Annotated in this window: 13 protein-coding genes; 8 read left to right on the forward strand and 5 right to left on the reverse strand. The window is 61.8% G+C overall.

Going from position 1 to position 14,650, the window contains the following annotated elements:
• Positions 1-204: 204 nt before the first annotated feature.
• The 5 genes from carB to ASE36_RS10915 all read left to right on the forward strand — a co-directional run bounded on the left by carB (position 205) and on the right by ASE36_RS10915 (position 5,519).
• Positions 205-3,687 carry a carbamoyl-phosphate synthase large subunit gene (gene carB, locus ASE36_RS10895; protein WP_062279173.1) on the forward strand — a complete coding sequence of 1,161 codons (3,483 nt, stop codon included), beginning with the start codon at positions 205-207 and terminating at the stop codon, positions 3,685-3,687.
• Positions 3,688-3,946: 259 nt separating this feature from the next.
• The gene (locus ASE36_RS10900; RefSeq protein ID WP_062279176.1) at positions 3,947-4,141 is read left to right on the forward strand and encodes a DUF2283 domain-containing protein; all 195 of its coding nucleotides are present in this window, start codon (positions 3,947-3,949) and stop codon (positions 4,139-4,141) included.
• Positions 4,142-4,257: 116 nt separating this feature from the next.
• The gene (locus ASE36_RS10905) at positions 4,258-4,614 is read left to right on the forward strand and encodes an ArsR/SmtB family transcription factor (protein WP_062279178.1); all 357 of its coding nucleotides are present in this window, start codon (positions 4,258-4,260) and stop codon (positions 4,612-4,614) included.
• A complete protein-coding gene (locus ASE36_RS10910; protein WP_062279180.1) occupies positions 4,607-5,047 on the forward strand; it encodes an SRPBCC domain-containing protein in 441 nt (146 codons plus the stop codon). The genes ASE36_RS10905 and ASE36_RS10910 overlap by 8 nt, the downstream gene beginning before the upstream one ends.
• 1 nt (position 5,048) lies before the next feature.
• Positions 5,049-5,519 carry an SRPBCC family protein gene (locus ASE36_RS10915; protein WP_062279182.1) on the forward strand — a complete coding sequence of 157 codons (471 nt, stop codon included), beginning with the start codon at positions 5,049-5,051 and terminating at the stop codon, positions 5,517-5,519.
• Between the two features lie 22 nt (positions 5,520-5,541).
• Here ASE36_RS10915 and ASE36_RS10920 read toward each other — a convergent pair whose 3' ends face one another.
• Positions 5,542-6,405, reverse strand: coding sequence for a DMT family transporter (locus ASE36_RS10920; protein ID WP_413813654.1), 864 nt, complete (start codon positions 6,403-6,405; stop codon positions 5,542-5,544).
• Positions 6,406-6,672: 267 nt separating this feature from the next.
• Here ASE36_RS10920 and ASE36_RS10925 point away from each other — a divergent pair, with 267 nt between their 5' ends.
• Entirely contained in the window at positions 6,673-8,217 is a 1,545-nt protein-coding gene (locus ASE36_RS10925; protein WP_062279187.1) for an MFS transporter, read from the forward strand.
• A gap of 11 nt (positions 8,218-8,228) precedes the next feature.
• On the opposite strand, the gene ASE36_RS10930 is transcribed toward ASE36_RS10925, so the two are convergent.
• Together ASE36_RS10930 and ASE36_RS10935 are read right to left on the reverse strand one after the other, a co-directional pair.
• Positions 8,229-9,686, reverse strand: a complete 1,458-nt coding sequence (locus tag ASE36_RS10930) for a UdgX family uracil-DNA binding protein (protein ID WP_062279189.1) — start codon at positions 9,684-9,686, stop codon at positions 8,229-8,231.
• Positions 9,686-10,915: a putative DNA modification/repair radical SAM protein gene (locus ASE36_RS10935; RefSeq protein ID WP_062279192.1), complete on the reverse strand. Its 1,230-nt coding sequence runs from the start codon at positions 10,913-10,915 to the stop codon at positions 9,686-9,688. Before ASE36_RS10935 ends, ASE36_RS10930 begins: the two co-directional genes overlap by 1 nt.
• A gap of 288 nt (positions 10,916-11,203) precedes the next feature.
• Between ASE36_RS10935 and greA the strand changes: the two genes are divergently transcribed.
• Positions 11,204-11,680: a transcription elongation factor GreA gene (greA, locus tag ASE36_RS10940; protein ID WP_062279194.1), complete on the forward strand. Its 477-nt coding sequence runs from the start codon at positions 11,204-11,206 to the stop codon at positions 11,678-11,680.
• 16 nt (positions 11,681-11,696) lie between these two features.
• The gene (locus ASE36_RS10945; RefSeq protein WP_062279196.1) at positions 11,697-12,770 is read left to right on the forward strand and encodes a glycosyltransferase family 4 protein; all 1,074 of its coding nucleotides are present in this window, start codon (positions 11,697-11,699) and stop codon (positions 12,768-12,770) included.
• On the opposite strand, the gene ASE36_RS10950 is transcribed toward ASE36_RS10945, so the two are convergent.
• Complete coding sequence (locus tag ASE36_RS10950; protein ID WP_062279199.1) at positions 12,771-13,808, reverse strand: glycosyltransferase; 1,038 nt, start codon at positions 13,806-13,808, stop codon at positions 12,771-12,773.
• A complete protein-coding gene (locus ASE36_RS10955) occupies positions 13,805-14,623 on the reverse strand; it encodes a glycosyltransferase family 2 protein (RefSeq protein ID WP_082511013.1) in 819 nt (272 codons plus the stop codon). Before ASE36_RS10955 ends, ASE36_RS10950 begins: the two co-directional genes overlap by 4 nt.
• Positions 14,624-14,650: the final 27 nt, after the last annotated feature.

The following is a 14,650-nucleotide window of genomic DNA, read 5'->3' on the forward strand; positions in this document are numbered from 1 at the left end:
ACAGAGCGGGCAAAATCGGCGCCATTCGTCCCCCACCCCTCCCTCCCCAACTTTCCTGCCAAAGCCAGCAATTATGGGGTTGGTTTGCACGCCGACTTTCCCTATAAGCCGCTTCTAGCCTGAAAAGACCATCTCTCTGCGCCCGGCCGGTGACCTTCCTCACCCAGGCCGGTTTTTCGCGCAGGTCAAAGAACGGATAGAGCCATGCCGAAGCGCCAAGATATCAAGTCCATCCTCATCATTGGCGCAGGCCCGATCGTTATTGGCCAGGCATGTGAGTTCGACTATTCCGGCACCCAGGCGGTGAAGGCACTGAAGGAAGAAGGCTACCGGGTCATTCTGGTGAATTCCAACCCGGCCACCATCATGACCGATCCCGGCCTTGCCGACGCGACTTATGTCGAGCCGATCACGCCGGAAGTCGTCGCCAAGATCATCGCCAAGGAGCGCCCGGACGCGCTGCTGCCGACCATGGGCGGCCAGACGGCATTGAATACGGCACTGTCTCTCAAGCGCATGGGCGTGCTCGATCGCTACAATGTCGAGATGATCGGCGCGAAGCCCGCCGCGATCGACATGGCCGAAGACCGCGCTCTCTTCCGCGAAGCCATGGCCCGCATCGGCCTGGAGACGCCGAAGTCGATGCTGGCCAATGCCACCGAAATCAAGGACGCCGACCGCAAGACCCATGAGGCCGCCCGCGCCGAACTGCGCGCAGAACTCTCCGGCCCGGAACTCGACAAGGCGCTCGACGAACTGGAAAACCAGTGGAACCTCGGTGAAACCGACCGCAAGCAGCGCTACATGGCCCATGCCATGGCGATTGCCGCCCAGGCGCTCGACCATGTCGGCCTGCCCGCCATCATCCGCCCCTCCTTCACCATGGGCGGCACCGGCGGCGGCATTGCCTACAACCGCTCGGAATTCTACGAGATCATCAATTCCGGCCTCGACGCCTCGCCGACGACCGAAGTTCTGATCGAGGAGAGCGTCCTCGGCTGGAAGGAATATGAAATGGAAGTCGTCCGCGACAAGGCGGACAACTGCATCATCATCTGCTCGATCGAGAACATCGATCCGATGGGTGTGCACACGGGTGACTCCATCACCGTTGCTCCGGCGCTGACGCTGACGGACAAGGAATACCAGATCATGCGCAACGCCTCGATCGCGGTCCTGCGCGAGATCGGCGTTGAAACCGGCGGCTCGAACGTGCAGTTCGCCGTCAATCCGGCCGATGGCCGCCTCGTTGTCATCGAAATGAACCCGCGCGTCTCGCGTTCCTCAGCGCTCGCCTCCAAGGCCACCGGCTTCCCGATCGCCAAGGTCGCCGCCAAGCTCGCCGTCGGCTACACGCTCGACGAACTCGACAACGACATTACCGGCGGCGCGACGCCTGCTTCGTTCGAGCCGTCGATCGACTACGTCGTCACCAAGATCCCGCGTTTTGCCTTCGAGAAATTCCCCGGCGCCGAGCCGACGCTGACGACAGCGATGAAGTCGGTCGGCGAAGTCATGGCCATCGGCCGTACCTTCGCCGAATCGCTGCAGAAGGCCCTGCGCGGACTTGAGACCGGCCTCACCGGCCTCGACGAAATCGAAATCCCGGGCCTCGGCCAGGGCGACGACAAGAACGCCATCCGCGCCGCCATCGGCACGCCAACGCCCGACCGCCTGCGCATGGTCGCCCAGGCCCTTCGCCTCGGCATGTCGCCGGAAGAGGTGCATGAAGGGTGCAAGATCGATCCCTGGTTCATCGCCCAGTTCAAGGCGATCACCGACATGGAAGCCCGCGTGCGCGAGCATGGTCTGCCGGAAGACGCCGAAAACCTGCGCGCGCTGAAGGCCATGGGCTTCTCCGATGCCCGTCTCGCCTCGCTCTCCGGCAAGCGCCCGAAGGAAGTCGCGGAACTCCGCAACGGCCTGAACGTGCGTCCGGTCTTCAAGCGCATCGACACCTGCGCTGCCGAATTCGCTTCGCCAACCGCCTATATGTACTCGTCCTACGAGACGCCCTTTGTCGGCGAACTGCGCTCCGAAGCCCAGGTCTCCGACCGCAAGAAGGTGGTCATCCTCGGCGGCGGCCCGAACCGCATCGGCCAGGGCATCGAGTTCGACTATTGCTGCTGCCACGCCGCCTTCGCCCTGAAGGATGCTGGCTTTGAAGCGATCATGATCAACTGCAACCCGGAAACGGTCTCGACCGACTACGACACCTCCGACCGCCTCTATTTCGAGCCGCTGACGGCCGAGGACGTGATCGAGATCCTGCGCGCCGAGCAGGAAAAGGGTGAAGTGGTCGGAGTTATCGTCCAGTTCGGCGGCCAGACCCCGCTGAAGCTCGCCGAAGCCTTGGAAAAGAACGGCATCCCGATCCTCGGCACGGCACCCGACATGATCGATCTGGCCGAAGACCGCGACCGCTTCCAGAAGCTTCTGATGAAGCTCGATCTGAACCAGCCGAACAACGGCATCGCCTATTCGGTCGAGCAGGCCCGCCTGGTCGCGACCGAAATCGGCTTCCCGCTGGTCGTGCGCCCGTCCTACGTTCTCGGCGGCCGCGCCATGCAGATCATCCATTCGGAATCGATGCTGCAGTCCTACCTGCTCGACACGGTCCCAGGTCTCGTTCCCGAGGACATCAAGCAGCGCTACCCGAACGACAAGACCGGCCAGATCAACACCCTGCTCGGCAAGAACCCGCTTCTCTTCGACAGCTACCTGACCAATGCGATCGAAGTCGATGTCGACGCGCTTTGCGACGGCGAGAACGTCTTCGTCTCCGGTATCATGGAGCACATCGAGGAAGCCGGCATCCATTCGGGTGACAGTGCCTGCTCGCTGCCGTCGCGCTCGCTGTCCAAGGACATGCTCGACGAACTGGAACGCCAGACGGCCGCCATGGCCAAGGCGCTCAACGTCGGCGGCCTGATGAACGTGCAGTATGCCATCAAGGACGACGTAATCTACGTGCTCGAAGTCAACCCGCGCGCCTCGCGCACGGTGCCTTTCGTGGCGAAGACCATCGGCGCCCCGATTGCCAAGATCGCCGCCCGCATCATGACCGGCGAGAAGCTCGACGCTGCGATCGCCGCCTATGGAAGCAAGCCCGATCCGCGCAATCTGAAGCACATCGCGGTTAAGGAAGCCGTCTTCCCGTTCGCCCGTTTCCCCGGCGTCGACACCCTGCTCGGCCCGGAAATGCGCTCGACCGGCGAAGTCATGGGCCTCGACACCGACTTTGCGCTGGCCTTCGCCAAGAGCCAGCTCGGCGCATCCGTCGAGCTGCCGCGTGACGGCACGGTCTTCGTGTCGGTTCGTGATGAAGACAAGGCCCGCGTCCTTCCCGCCATCCTGATCCTGACCGAAATCGGCTTCAAGGTCATGGCAACCGGCGGCACCCAGCGCTTCCTCGCCGAAAACGACATCCCGGCGATCAAGATCAATAAGGTGCTGGAAGGACGTCCGCATATCGAGGACGCCATCCGCAACCGTCAGGTCCAGCTGGTCATCAACACGACCGACGGCAACAAGGCGATCTCGGACTCGAAGTCGCTCCGCCGCGCCGCCCTGATGCAGAAGGTGCCCTACTACACGACCATGGCCGGCGCCCTTGCCGCCGCCGAAGCCATCCGGGCGCTCAAGGGCGGCCAGCTCGAGGTACGTCCGCTGCAGAGCTATTTCTGAGGCGGATCAATGAAGCCGCTCCATTTCACCCTCCATGCGGAAACGGTGATTTCGGAGCGGCAACTCGATCGAGCCTGGACGAGCTTACGGTCCGAGAACCGGAGTGGACGGAGACAGATCCGTCCGGACCGCCGACGGAAAGGCGTTACCGGCACGTTCCGGAATGCGAAGGTCGGATCATGCGGGTAATCTGCTTGGAAACCGCGACCGAAATCCGTATCATCACGGCATTCCTCGATCGCAAGGCACGGATCTCCCGATGAAGCCAAAGCTCGAATATGATGCCGCCGCCGATGCTGCCTATATCCGCTTCTCCACCGAACCGGTTCGGGAGACCGAGGAAGTGGCGAAAGGTATCATGCTCGACTACGATCGCGACGGGCGTATCGTTGGCCTTGAAGTGCTGAACGCAAACACAAACCTTCCGGCAGCCGCACTTGAAGATGCTGCATGAACGGCATGTCTAAAGTCTAGCCCCCCATTTCATACTTTCAAAAAGGATCCAACCTTGACGCGCCCTCGCTCATCCTTTATTTATCCGGTCGGTTAATTAACCGATAGGATAATCTCATGCCCGCTGACCCCTTGTCCGAAACCCTCTTCGCCCTCGCCGATCCAACGCGACGTGCCATCCTCGCCCGTTTGTCCACCGGTGAAGCGACGGTCAACGAACTGGCCGAGCCTTTTGCCATGAGCCTGCCGGCCGTCTCCAAACATCTGAAGGTGCTGGAGCGGGCCAAGCTGATCTCGCGCAGTCGAAGCGCCCAGTGGCGCCCCTGCCGGCTGGAGCCGGAACCTTTGAAGGCCGTGGACACCTGGGTGGGCGACTATCGCAAGCTCTGGGAGCAGCGGCTGGATAAACTGGAAGACTATCTGGCTGGGATACAGGCTGGACGCCGAGAGAAGGAGGATCGCATCGATGACTGACAAGCTGGAAATCTTCAACGAGCGGCGATATTCGGTTGTCCCGGCCATCCTGTTCGACGCCTTCGCCGATCCGGACAAGCTTGCTCTCTGGTGGGGGCCGCATGGCTTCACCAACCGGATCGACGCCTTCGACTTCCAGGTGGGCGGCGACTGGCGACTGACGATGACATCCTCCGACGGCACCGATTTCGCCAACCGTTGGACCTTTCAGGACATCGAACGCCCAGTTCGCATTGTCGCGCTCCACCATGAGCCGATGCATGTCTTCACGCTCGAAATGACATTCGAGCCAGCGGACGCGGGTACATGCCTCAAGTGGCGCATGCTGTTTGAGCCGACCGATGAAAACCGCGAATTGCAAAAGTTCATTCGCGCAGCCAACGAGCAAAACCTGGACCGCCTGGAGCAGGTCCTCGAACAGGGAGATCAATGACATGACCGGAGAAATCGACCCCGCCCGCATTCTCGAAGTGGATCGCCTTGTCTCCGCCCCCATCGATCTCGTCTTCGAAATGTTCACCGAGCCACGCCATGTCGATCAGTGGTGGGGACCGGACGGTTTCCGCAACGAGACCCACGAGATGGAGTTTTCCGTCGGCGGCCTGTGGCGCTACACGATGCATGGACCGGACGGCAAGGACTGGCCGAACTGGATCCGCTATCAGGACATCACGCCCCCGACCCGCATCGCCTATGAGCATGGCGGCGAGATGAGCGAAGCCGCACATTTCGACGGGGTCATCACCCTGCAGCCCCAGGGCGACACCACCCGCGTCACCATCACCCTCATTTTCCCCACGCCCGAGGCCCGCGATGCGACGCTGAAATTCGGTGCGGTGGACGGCGGCAAGCAGACACTGGCCCGTCTGGACGCCTATGCCCAAGGTAAGCGCGAGGTACTCTGACTGCTGTCAGAAGCGGCAGGCATCATACCTGCCGCTTCTGCTTGGCGAGAATGGCAAAGGCGATCCCGCCGAGGACGCAGGCGCCGGCCACGACGAAATGCAGCGTCAGTCGCTCGTCGAGGAACACGATTGCGCCAAGTGCTGCGATGACCGGTACCGAAAGCTGGATCAGCGCCGCCCGAAATGTCGTCAGTCCGCGCAGAGCCCGGTACCAGACGGAATAGCCGAGGCCGGATGCGACAACCCCGGAGCCGAGCGCCAGCGCCAGCCCGGCCTGGGAAGCGCTCTCATAAAGGACTGCAAAGACGGCAAGCGGCAGGCAGAAGACGGACGCCCGGACAAAATTGCCGGCTGTCTCGCCGATGGGATCCCGCGACCCGCGCCCGCGCAGGGTATAGACCGCCCAGGCGATACCGGAGACGATCATCAGAAGGCTTCCGCCGATGTCGGGCCGCCCCACGCCCGGCAGGATCAGATAGACGAAGGCTGCGAAAGCGACTGCAAATCCGATCACCTCGCGCAGTCTGGGGCGATCGCCGTTGAACAGACCATAGGCCAGCATGCTGGCCTGCACCGAGGAGAAAAGAATGAGTGCGCCCGTCGCCGCGCCGAGCGACAAATACGCAGCAGAAAAGGCGATTGCATAGATGAACAGTGCCGCCGCGGCCCACCAGCTCCCCGGCAAGCCCTGGCCTTCCGTCCGCCGAGTCTTGCTCCCGCGTCGCATGAGGCCGTAGAGCACCAGCGCCCCGGAGACGATCCGCACCACCGTATAGCCGGCAGCCTCAATCGAAACCGTTCCCAGCGCCTCGCGCGCAAGCAGCGAATTGGCAGCGAAGGCCAACATGGCGACCAGAGTCAGAACGAATGTCGATTGCAAAAGCACCTCCCAATGCTCTGCCCGATGGCCTCCCCTGCAACCGGAACAGACGCCCTTTAAACGCGACGGCTTCAAGATTGACAAGCCGAGACGGCGGAAACGGCAAGTGGGACGAGGCGAAAGGTATGGTGCGTTCGAGTTGAGGTGCCGGACAGCGCATGAAGCGGTACCCGAATTGATCGATGTACCTGCACCGTTCCATCAATATTTGACATTTGTCGAAACGAAGGCGCTGAAGCATCCTGCCGCGGCTTTGAAACCAGAGAGTGCATTATGTCCGATACAATTGAACACCAAGCCGGAAAGGCCACCCGACGCGAATGGATTGGTCTTCTGATCCTGTCCATCGCCTGCCTGATCTATTCGATGGATCTCTCCGTGCTCTTTCTCGCGATCCCGTCGATCGTCCGCGATCTGGATCCCTCAGCCACTCAGCTCCTCTGGATCAATGATATCTACGGCTTCATGGTCGCCGGCTTCCTTGTCACCATGGGCACGCTCGGCGACAGGATCGGCCGACGCAAGGTGCTGCTGATTGGCGCCTTCTTCTTTGCCGCCGCATCCGTCTTTGCCGCCTTCGCCCGAACCGCCGATATGCTGATCCTGGCGCGCGCGCTCCTTGGCATCGCCGGCGCCACGATCGCCCCATCCACGCTCTCGCTCGTCGTCAACCTGTTTCGCGACGAAGGCGAGCGCAACCGCGCCATCAGCATCTGGGGCACCGCCTTCGCGCTTGGCGGGCTGATCGGCCCCTTGATCGGCGGCTTGCTGCTGCAATACTTCCACTGGGGCTCGGTTTTCCTCATCAACGTGCCGATCATGGCGCTGCTCCTCGCAACAGCGCCCTTCCTGCTGCCGGAATACAAGGACGACAATGCCGGTCGCCTCGATCTCTTGAGCGTCGCGCTTTCGCTACTGACGGTGCTGCCCGTCGTCTACGGCTTCAAGAAGATGGCCGCCGACGGCTTTTCCTCAGAACAGCTCGTGCCCATCGCCATAGGTCTTGTCGTCGGCTGGATCTTCGTCAGGCGCCAGAAGACGCTTGATCACCCAATGATCGATCTTGCTCTCTTCCGCATCCCGGCTTTCACCGCCTCCCTGCTGGTCAATCTCGCCGGGGTCTTCTTCATCTTCGGCATCTTTCTCTTCCAGAACCTGTTCTTCCAGCTCGTCATCGGTCTGACACCGCTCGAAGCCGCGCTCTGGTCCATACCCTCTTCCTTGGTTTTCACCGTCATGTCCTTCCAGGCCTGGCGCGTGACGAATCGGTTCGGTCCCGTCCGCACCGTGCTGGCAGGCCTTGTTGTGAATGCGCTCGGCACCGGCCTGATGGCGATCGCCGCTTGGCACTCCAGCCTCATCGGCGTCCTCGCATCGAGCATGATCATGGGCATCGGCTTCGTGCCCGTGATCCTGACAACCACGGGGCTGATTGTCGGCACCGCGCCGCCGGAACGCGCTGGCTCCGCATCGGCCATCTCGGAAACCAGCGCCGAATTTGGCGGCGCGCTCGGTGTCGCGATCCTTGGCAGCCTGGCGACGGTCTTCTACCGCTTCGGCATGGCCAAGGCAGACCTGAGCGGCCTTGCCCCACCGGACGCCGCAGCCGTCACCACCACGCTTGGCGGCGCAATCGACATTGCCCGCAAGACGGGCAACGAGGCAGCGCCCTGGCTCGCCACGGCCCGCGACAGCTATGCCAGCGGCTTCGCCCTCTGTTGTCTGCTCGCCTGTATCACGCTGCTGGCGCTCGCCACGATCGTTTCACGAGTCTACGCCCGCGCCCATATCGACGAGAGCCGTATCGGCCAACACTGAGGAGGGTCCCGCTAAGCCTGCAGCGAGGCCCGCAGGCGAGCGACATCCGCCAGATCGGACCGGAAGACGGCAAGGCTGCGCGCTTTCAGAGCCTCGTCCGGCATGCGCAGAATGGCGGCCGGGTGCGTTGTCACGAACAAGATCATCCCGTGCTGCATCGGGATCGGCATGCCGCGAACCTCGGCGATGGGTTTTGCCTCTCCCGTGAGCGCCAGATAGGCCGTTGCGCCCAGCGCCACCACCACCTTCGGCTTTACGACGTCCAATTCCTTCGCCAGCCACCAGCGGCAATGGGCCACCTCGCCCGCCTCGGGCCGCATGTGGATCCGGCGCTTGCCGCGCCGCTCATGTTTGAAATGCTTCACCGCATTGGTCACATAGACCCCGTCACGCTTGATCCCGGCCAAGGAAATGGCCTCGTCGAACACCCGGCCAGCGGGCCCGACGAATGGCCGCCCCGCCAGATCCTCCGTGTCGCCCGGCTGTTCGCCGACAAACATCACCTCGGCATCCTCTGCCCCCTCGCCGAACACCGTCTGGGTGGCATGGCAATGCAGTGGACAAAGCGTGCAGCCGGCCGCCTCGCGGCGCAGCGTTTCGAGCGGCGTCAACGACTCACGCCCCTCGTCCGCATCCTGCGCCCGCCAGGCCTTTTGCAGTCGCTCGTGGAAGGCTGGCGGTTGGCTTGCCGCGCGCGCCGCCATCTCCGCCACTCGGCGCTCGGCGCCCGCAATCAGATCCGGAATGAGAGCCGCTTCCGGCATGTTCTTCCAGTATTTCTTCGGCATCTCCGACTGCATTGCCCGGATCTTTACCCGCGCCGGATTGAAGATGTTGGCGAAATAGGTCTGCCAGAGCCCATCCGTCTCGTCCTCCGCCTCAGGCCTTGCCGCCGGCTCTGTCGAGACCTGCAGCACCTCCCCGTCCCAGGCCGCAGCGCCCTTCGGCGTCGCGATCAGCCAATCCATGTCGGTGAAGCGCCGCTGGAAGAAGCCAGCCGTGCGCGCAACGATGAAATGATCAGGCTCGAACCAGGCCACGACGCGGCGCCGTCCCTTCTGCATGCCCGGCACCTCGCGAAAGCGCACAAAGGCCTTCATCTTGTGACTGTCGCGCCTGACATTCTTGATCAGCACGCGCAACAGGCTGACATCGGGATCCGAAGTCACCTCCAGCAGCGAGCGCTCCTCCTCGATCCGCCAGAGCAACCGATAGAGAAGTCTGAAACGCGCAGGATCGCTGTGGCAGATCGCGGCCTCGGCAGCCTCCAGAAATCCCTTCGGCACCGAGAAGCCGGCGGCAGCGCCTGCATAGCTTTCGACGGCGGCATTCAAACCGAACAGGTCTCCCCCGCCGTCCGCTGATTGCCAGAGAACATCCTGCGGCGGCACACCTCCGGCGAGAAGCGCCCGCGCGGCGTGGCGCCACTCGGCAAAATCCCCCCGGCCTTTCAGCATCACCTGGCGCATCAAAACAACTGCAACTGTTCCGGCGGCGGCGCAAAGGCTGCCCTCAGATCCGAGCGGTCGAGGCTTTGATGCGGTGACCATCCCTCCGCCGTGATGAACGATCGCACCTTCTTGAGAGACACGCCGAGCCGCGCCAGATCCTCCAGCCGCACCGTGCGATGCCGCCGGGCCGAGACCAGCGCGTTCACCGTCTTGGTGCCAAATCCCGGCACGCGCAGCAGCGTTTCCTTGTCCGCCTTGTTCACATCGACCGGAAAGCGGTCCCGATTGGCAAGCGCCCAGGCGAGCTTGGGATCGAGCTCAAGATCCAGCATGCCGCCCTGCCCGATCGATGAAATCTCTTCGACGGAAAACCCGTAGAAGCGATAGAGCCAGTCGGCCTGGTAGAGCCTATGCTCACGCATCAGGGGCGGTTTGATCAGAGGCAGGTTCTTCGAACTGTCCGGGATGGGGCTGAAAGCCGAATAATAAACGCGCTTCAGACCATAGGAGCTGTAGAGCCGCGCGCTGGACCCGAGGATGGTCGCGTCACTGGCCCCGTCGGCACCCACGATCATCTGCGTGCTCTGCCCGCCCGGCACAAAGGTCTTGCGCTTGCCGGTCAGTGTCGGCTCACGCGCTTCCTCGATCTTCAACCTCAAATCCGCCATCGACCGGCGGATATTCACCGGTCGCTTCTCAGGCGCATAACGCTCCAGCCCGTGGTCGGTCGGCAGTTCGATATTGATCGACAGACGATCGGCATAAAGACCTGCCTCTTCCACCAGATGGGCAGAGGCTTCCGGAATGGTCTTCAGATGGATATAGCCGCGAAAACCGTGCTTCACGCGCAGGTCCCGGGCGATCTTCACCATCTCCGCCATCGTATCGTCAGACGAACGAATGATGCCCGAAGAGAGAAACAGGCCTTCGATATAGTTGCGCCGATAGAACTCGATCGTCAGCCACACCACCTCGTCCGGCGTGAACCGCGCCCGCTCGACATTGCTGGACGAGCGATTGATGCAATAGGCACAGTCATAAATGCAGAAATTGGTGAGCAGGATCTTCAACAGCGAGATGCAACGACCATCGGGCGCATAGGCATGGCAGATACCCGACCCTTCCGTGGAGCCGAGCCCGCCACTTGCTTTCGAATCCCGCTTTGTCGTGCCACTCGAGGCGCAGGACGCATCATACTTGGCTGCATCGGAGAGAATGGCCAGTCGATCTTTCAGCGATTTCTTCATAAGTATGTTCACTATACGTTCTGATATCGATCGTCAACAATTCAGGCTGCGACAAACCGTCTGGCGGCCGTCCGTCCCGAAAATAAGTGAGTGATTTCCGTTCATTACAGGGCTCTCCCCAAGTGGATGGAGCGACGCAGGCATCCCTGTCGGAAAACTCTGGAAATTTCTGGAAGCATTCTGCTATAGTGGTTGCAACCTGATTTGTGACACGGTTCCGCAGCTTTGCTTCGGAACCTGTTTTCTTTTGTGCCCGCGCCTGCGGCCAAAGAGACGAAGGAAGAAGACATGGTAGAAAAGGTACCGATGACGCAGAACGGCTTTGCCAAGCTCAGCGAAGAGCTGCGCTGGCGCCAGCAGGAAGAGCGTCCGCGCATCATCGAGGCGATCGCCGAGGCCCGCGCCCATGGCGACCTTTCGGAAAACGCCGAATATCACGCCGCCAAGGAAGCGCAGAGCCACAATGAGGGCCGCGTCGGCGAGCTGGAGGACCTGATCGCCCGCGCGGAAGTCATCGATCTTTCCAAGATGTCTGGCTCGAAGATCAAGTTCGGCGCCACCGTCAAGCTGGTCGATGAGGATACCGACGAGGAAAAGACCTACCAGATCGTCGGCGACCAGGAAGCCGACGTGAAGGCCGGCCGCATCTCGATTTCCTCCCCGATCGCCCGCGCGCTGATCGGCAAGGAAGTCGGCGACAACATCGAAGTCGTCGCCCCCGGCGGCTCCAAGGCCTACGAAATCCTTGCGGTCAACTGGGGTTGATGGGCGCGAAACCCTGATGGCGAAAAGCGAGACGACATACGTGGATCCCACCGGGGTCCACGTCATCGCGCCGAATTTCAAGATGCGTCTGTCCGGCGTCACCTCGACGATCATCCAGCTCGTCCCGGTGCAGAACCGGCTCGGGCAGAAGGTCGCCGTGCTGGGTCCGGGTCTTCCAGGTCATCTACCCCATCTGCGGTATCGGGATCTCTGGAAGCTATGGAAGCGCCCGGCAGGCGCCGACCACCGTGTCTGGCACGCCCGCCGCAACATCGAGATGTTGCCCGGCATCATCATGCGCGACCTCTTGCGCATGCCCTTGAAGCTCGTCTTCACCTCCGCCTCGCAGCGCAAGCATTCCGGCTGGACGAGATTTCTGATCCGTCAGATGGACGCGGTGATCGCGACCAGTGCCAAGACGTCCGCCTATCTCGAAGTGCCAAACACTGTCGTCATGCACGGCATCGACTGCGACAAGTTCCGACCGGCCGAAAACAAGGCTGAAGCGAAACGTGCCTGCGGCCTCGATCCCGAGAAACGCTACATCGGCTGCTTCGGCCGTGTCCGCCACCAGAAGGGCACCGACCTCTTCGTCGACGCAATGATTGCGCTTCTACCCCAGCATCCCGGCTGGGCCGCCATCGTCGCCGGCCGCGCCACCCCGCAGCACCAGGCTTTCGAGGAAGAACTCAAGTCAAAAGTGAAAGCCGCCGGCCTCGCCGACCGCATCCTCTTCGTTGGCGAACACAAGAACATCGCCGACTGGTACCGCACCCTCGACCTCTTCATCGCCCCACAACGCTGGGAAGGTTTTGGGCTGACCCCGCTCGAAGCCATGGCAACGGGCGTGCCGGTTGTGGCAACGGATGTCGGGGCATTTGCGGAGTTGATTGTCACTTCTGCTGGCGAAAGTCCCGGGCACATCATTCCCAAAGACGATCTACCCGCAATGATCGCGGCCACACAGAACATGCTCGAGCCACATGCCCTCCCCCGGGCCGCCGCCGGAGCACGCGAGCACGCGCAATCCCTCTACCGGATCGAAACGGAAGTGACGCGACTGGGCGAGGTCTACACCCAAGTCCGCTGATCAGCTGCGCGCTATCACCTGCCGTTCGAACAGCCCGATATAGGCATCGGCGACAGCCGCCTCGGAGAACTGGCCCATCAGGGTCGCGGTGCCTCCATTGGCGATGGATTCAGCAAGCGCAGGTTCTTCGATAACGCGGCGGATGGCGCCGGCGAAACTGTCCGCATTGCCGATCTCGGCAAACAATCCGTTTTCGCCGTCGCGCATGAACCAGCTTGGCCCTTCGGAACGGGACGAGACGACCGGCTTGCGCTGTGCCCAGGCCTCCAGGATGACATTGCCCAGCGGCTCGTGGCTCGACGGCATGACGAACACGTCGGATGCCGCAACATAGGGCCGGGTATCCTTCTGCCAGCCGAGAAAGCGCACACGTCCGGTCATCCCGAGATCCGCAGCCAAGCCCCTCAGGCTGTCCGCCTCTTCGCCATCGCCGGCAAGCCAGAGATGAACATCCGGCGAAAGCCGGGACACGGCCTCGATCAAGGTATGAAATCCCTTGCGCCGGACGAACCGCCCCATGCTCATGACGACAGGCACACCCTCCGGCGTCCCCGTCCTGGCGCGCTCGATCGGCGTCACGATTTCCGTATCGGTGAAATTGGAGATCACCTCAACCCCGCGCGTCCAGCCGAGCTTGCGGACATGCTCGCCGATGGCAGGCGTATTGCACACCAGAATGTCGGTGTTCTTGAAATAGGAGAGGTTGGTCGGAAAGTCGCCGAGCCGCGAGAGCCTCACGCAGCCCTTGTAGGCCGGCATCAACCGGCTGGCCCGGGTCGCCCACGACATGAGTCCGTCCGGCTTTTCCCGCTCCGCCATCATGCGGACGCGAATCGGCAACAGCAACCGGTCGGGCGACATATTGCGAAAATTGCTCTCGATGATGCCGCAAACTTGCTCGATGTCCTTGCGCCAAAGCCGGTCCGGACGAATGACCGCCGTCTGCTCCACCCCCCGTTTGGCCAACGCATTTACCAGATGCACGAAAAAGCGCTCAGCCCCGCCGTCCTTGCCAAAGTGATAGTGGAAGACCTTCATTCTTTGCTCCCACGCTCCATGTCATCCACGTTGGGACGTCTTGTGAGCGCCTGTCGTTGATAGATTTTCGCCTGCGTCAGAAAGGCATAGACCGCCCCGGTCATCGCCTCAATGAAGCCCGGCGCGCCGCAGCGCCACAAACCATTGCGGAAATAGAGCCGGAGGAAATAAAGCAGGGGCGAGAACACCAGCTTCGAAACCTTCGCCTGTCTCCCCTCGGCAACCTGCTGGTCAGCCTTCAGCGTCGAATATTTATTCTCTTTGAGGATCTGTTCATCGATGACGAGTGGTCGGTAGTGCAAAAGACTACCAGCAGACGAGCGCTCCACTCTCCCCTCTGCAACAAGCCCCTCATGGACCCGTTGTGAAAGGTCGTATCGCCCCGCTCCTCGCCGGATCAGTCGCAGGTTCTTGCGCTCGCGCACATGCGCGGGTGTATACCCGTAGCCGATCAGATAAGGCCGCCGCGCGACCCGCCAGCCAATCACCTCGGGCGGCGCGGCAATTAACTTCGGAAGCTCCGCTCGCAATGCCGCGTCCAGCCGCTCATCCGCATCGATGTTGAAACACCAGGCATGGGAGCAGTGCTCCAGCGCAAACTGCTTCTGTCCCGCATACCCGCGCCAGGGCTCATGGATAAAGCGAATGGGAAAGCCGCGATCGATGTAGGACTGCACAAGCAACGCAGTTCCATCTGTCGATCCGGAATCGACGATGATGATCTCAGCGAAACCCTCAAGGCTTTCGATGCAATTGCCGAGATAGTCCTGCTCGTTTAAGCAAATGATGAAGGCGGAAAGCGGTAATGGCGCCATGAGTTCACGTCGATGGTCTGGAACGTT

Origin of the sequence: Rhizobium sp. Root274 (assembly GCF_001429245.1) — a bacterium.
Taxonomy (GTDB): Bacteria; Pseudomonadota; Alphaproteobacteria; order Rhizobiales; family Rhizobiaceae; genus Allorhizobium.

Coding starts and splice junctions, on each gene's coding strand:
- carB (WP_062279173.1), top strand. CDS start 205: ATGCCGAAGCGCCAAGATATCAAGTCCATCCTCATCATTGGCGCAGGC.
- ASE36_RS10900 (WP_062279176.1), top strand. CDS start 3,947: ATGAAGCCAAAGCTCGAATATGATGCCGCCGCCGATGCTGCCTATATC.
- ASE36_RS10905 (WP_062279178.1), top strand. CDS start 4,258: ATGCCCGCTGACCCCTTGTCCGAAACCCTCTTCGCCCTCGCCGATCCA.
- ASE36_RS10910 (WP_062279180.1), top strand. CDS start 4,607: ATGACTGACAAGCTGGAAATCTTCAACGAGCGGCGATATTCGGTTGTC.
- ASE36_RS10915 (WP_062279182.1), top strand. CDS start 5,049: ATGACCGGAGAAATCGACCCCGCCCGCATTCTCGAAGTGGATCGCCTT.
- ASE36_RS10925 (WP_062279187.1), top strand. CDS start 6,673: ATGTCCGATACAATTGAACACCAAGCCGGAAAGGCCACCCGACGCGAA.
- ASE36_RS10930 (WP_062279189.1), bottom strand. CDS start 9,686: ATGCGCCAGGTGATGCTGAAAGGCCGGGGGGATTTTGCCGAGTGGCGC.
- ASE36_RS10935 (WP_062279192.1), bottom strand. CDS start 10,915: ATGAAGAAATCGCTGAAAGATCGACTGGCCATTCTCTCCGATGCAGCC.
- greA (WP_062279194.1), top strand. CDS start 11,204: ATGGTAGAAAAGGTACCGATGACGCAGAACGGCTTTGCCAAGCTCAGC.
- ASE36_RS10945 (WP_062279196.1), top strand. CDS start 11,697: ATGGCGAAAAGCGAGACGACATACGTGGATCCCACCGGGGTCCACGTC.
- ASE36_RS10950 (WP_062279199.1), bottom strand. CDS start 13,808: ATGAAGGTCTTCCACTATCACTTTGGCAAGGACGGCGGGGCTGAGCGC.
- ASE36_RS10955 (WP_082511013.1), bottom strand. CDS start 14,623: ATGGCGCCATTACCGCTTTCCGCCTTCATCATTTGCTTAAACGAGCAG.